At 71.2% G+C, this 2,250-nt stretch carries 2 protein-coding genes; both read right to left on the bottom strand.

Going from position 1 to position 2,250, the window contains the following annotated elements; translation table 11 throughout:
* Positions 1-241: 241 nt before the first annotated feature.
* A complete protein-coding gene (locus tag ACFVIM_RS34755; RefSeq protein WP_384310280.1) occupies positions 242-1,084 on the bottom strand; it encodes an ABC transporter permease in 843 nt (280 codons plus the stop codon).
* Positions 1,081-2,103, bottom strand: a complete 1,023-nt coding sequence (locus ACFVIM_RS34750; RefSeq protein ID WP_384310277.1) for an ATP-binding cassette domain-containing protein — start codon at positions 2,101-2,103, stop codon at positions 1,081-1,083. Before ACFVIM_RS34750 ends, ACFVIM_RS34755 begins: the two co-directional genes overlap by 4 nt.
* Positions 2,104-2,250: the final 147 nt, after the last annotated feature.

Raw genomic sequence — 2,250 nt, 5'->3', positions numbered from 1 at the left:
CCCCGCCCGCACCGTGGCGGGCGGGGTGCCGTCCCCGCCGGTACCGCCCGGGGCTGCGACGGTGGGCCCGGTCGGCCCGGCGGTGACGCGGGTGACGGCGGCGACCGGATCGTCGTCGGCGCCATCACCGTCCTCGGCGGCGTCCCCGGCCCGACGCTCCCCTGCGGCGCCGGGATGTCGGGACGTCGGGAAATGCGGGACGCCGTGGGTCAGCGGGCGGCCCGAAGGCCTCTCACGCCCCTCATGACTTGTTGCGGAACTTCGCCACCGCCAGCGGCGCCGTCACCAGGGTGATCGCTGCCGCCCAGAGCAGCACCGACCACACCGATCCGGCCAGTTCCTCCCCGTTGATGAGGGCGCGGGCCGCGTCCGCGAGGTTCGACAGCGGGTTGTAGTCCGTGATGGTCCGCAGCCAGTCCGGCATGGTTTCGGGGTCCGCGAAGATCGACGATCCGAACTGGAGCGGCAGGATCACGACCATCGCCATCCCCTGGACGGCCTGGGGCGTGTTCATCGCCAGCCCCAGGAGGATGAAGATCCACATCAGTGAGGCGCCGAAGAGGAGCGAGAGCCCCATGGAGGCGAGCAGCTCCAGTACGGAGGTCTTCAGCTCCATCCCGAGCAGGAAGCCCATGCCCAGCATGATGGTCATCGCGATCGTCATCCGGCCGACCTCGACCACGATCTTGGCGACGAGGACGGACGCCCGGGAGATCGGCATCGACCGGAAGCGGTCCATCACCCCCTTCTTGACGTCGTCGTTGACGCCGATACCGACTGCCATCGCGATATTGAGGCCCATCATGGCCATCAGCCCGGGGACGACGTAGTTCACGTATTTATCCTGGTTGCCCGGGCCGGAGATCGCGCCGCCGAAGACGTACACGAAGAGCAGGGTGAAGACCACCGGCATCAGCAGCGCGTCCGTCATGGACGCCGGGTCCTGGCGGAGCTGGAGGACGTTGCGGCGGACCAGGGCGCCGATATGGCGGAGGTGGGCGCGGGGGCTGATGCCGCCCTCGTCGTCGGTGGGGGTACGGGGGGTGCCGGGCGCGCTGGCCGTCTTCTCCATGGTGGTGCTCATGCCGCGACCCCTTCGGTCTTCGTGTCGGACGGGTGCGCCTTGTGGCCGGTGATCGCCAGGAACACCTCGTCCAGGCTGGGCAGATCGGTGCCGATGTCCGCGATGCCGTAGCCACGGTCGGCGAGCAGTGCCACGACGGCCGTGAGCTGCTCGTCGGCGAGGATGGGTACGTACAGCCGCCCCTCCTCGGGGGCGACGGTCGATCCGGCGACCCCGTCGAGACCGGTCTCGGCGAGCGCGGCGGCCATCGCCGCCAGATCCGCCGGGTCGCTGGGCCGGATCCGCAGGGTCCGTCCGCCGACCCTGGCCTTCAGCTCGTCCACCTGCCCCTGGGCGATCACCTGGCCCCGGTCGATCACGGTCAGCGCCTGGGCGAGCTGCTCCGCCTCCTCCATGTACTGGGTGGTCAGCAGCACGGTCACCCCGTCGGTGACCATCCGCCGCACCTCGTCCCAGACCTCGTTACGGGTACGGGGGTCCAGCCCCGTCGTCGGCTCGTCCAGGAAGAGCACGGACGGCCGCCCTATCATCGACGCCGCCAGATCGAGCCTGCGCCGCATGCCGCCGCTGTACTGGGAGACGGGCCGGGCGGCGGCCTCGGTGAGGGAGAAGCGCTCCAGCATCTCGTCGGCGCGGCGGCGGGCCTCCGGGCGGGTGAGATCGAGCAGCCGCCCGATCATGTAGAGGTTCTCCCAGCCGGAGAGCTTCTCGTCCACGGAGGCGTACTGGCCGGTCAGCCCGATGGCGCGGCGCAGGCGGCGCGGCTGGCGCACCACGTCGAAGCCCGCGACGGTGGCGGATCCGGCGTCCGGGACGATCAGGGTGGACAGACAGCGGACGAGGGTGGTCTTGCCGGCACCGTTGGGTCCGAGGACGCCGAGGACGGTGCCTTCGGGCACCTGGAGGTCGACGCCGTCGAGCGCCTTGGTCTCGCCGTAGTGCTTGACCAGCCCCCGTACATGAACGGCGGCGTCGGTGGGGGCGGCGTGGTGGCGCGGTTTCGGGTCGGTGTGCTTCATGGGGGCCACGATGTCGGCCCCCACCGACAGATCGCCGACAGACCACCGACAGACCGCAGCCAGGCCAACGGCAAGCCGTCGGCAGGTCCCCGGGGCAGGCCGCCCGGTTTCGGGGGACGGCGGTGGCGCCCGGTGGGGGGCCCGGGC

The organism is Streptomyces sp. NPDC057638 (assembly GCF_042800315.1).
Lineage (GTDB): Bacteria > Actinomycetota > Actinomycetes > Streptomycetales > Streptomycetaceae > Streptomyces.
This window is presented reverse-complemented; position numbering and strand designations above follow the sequence as displayed.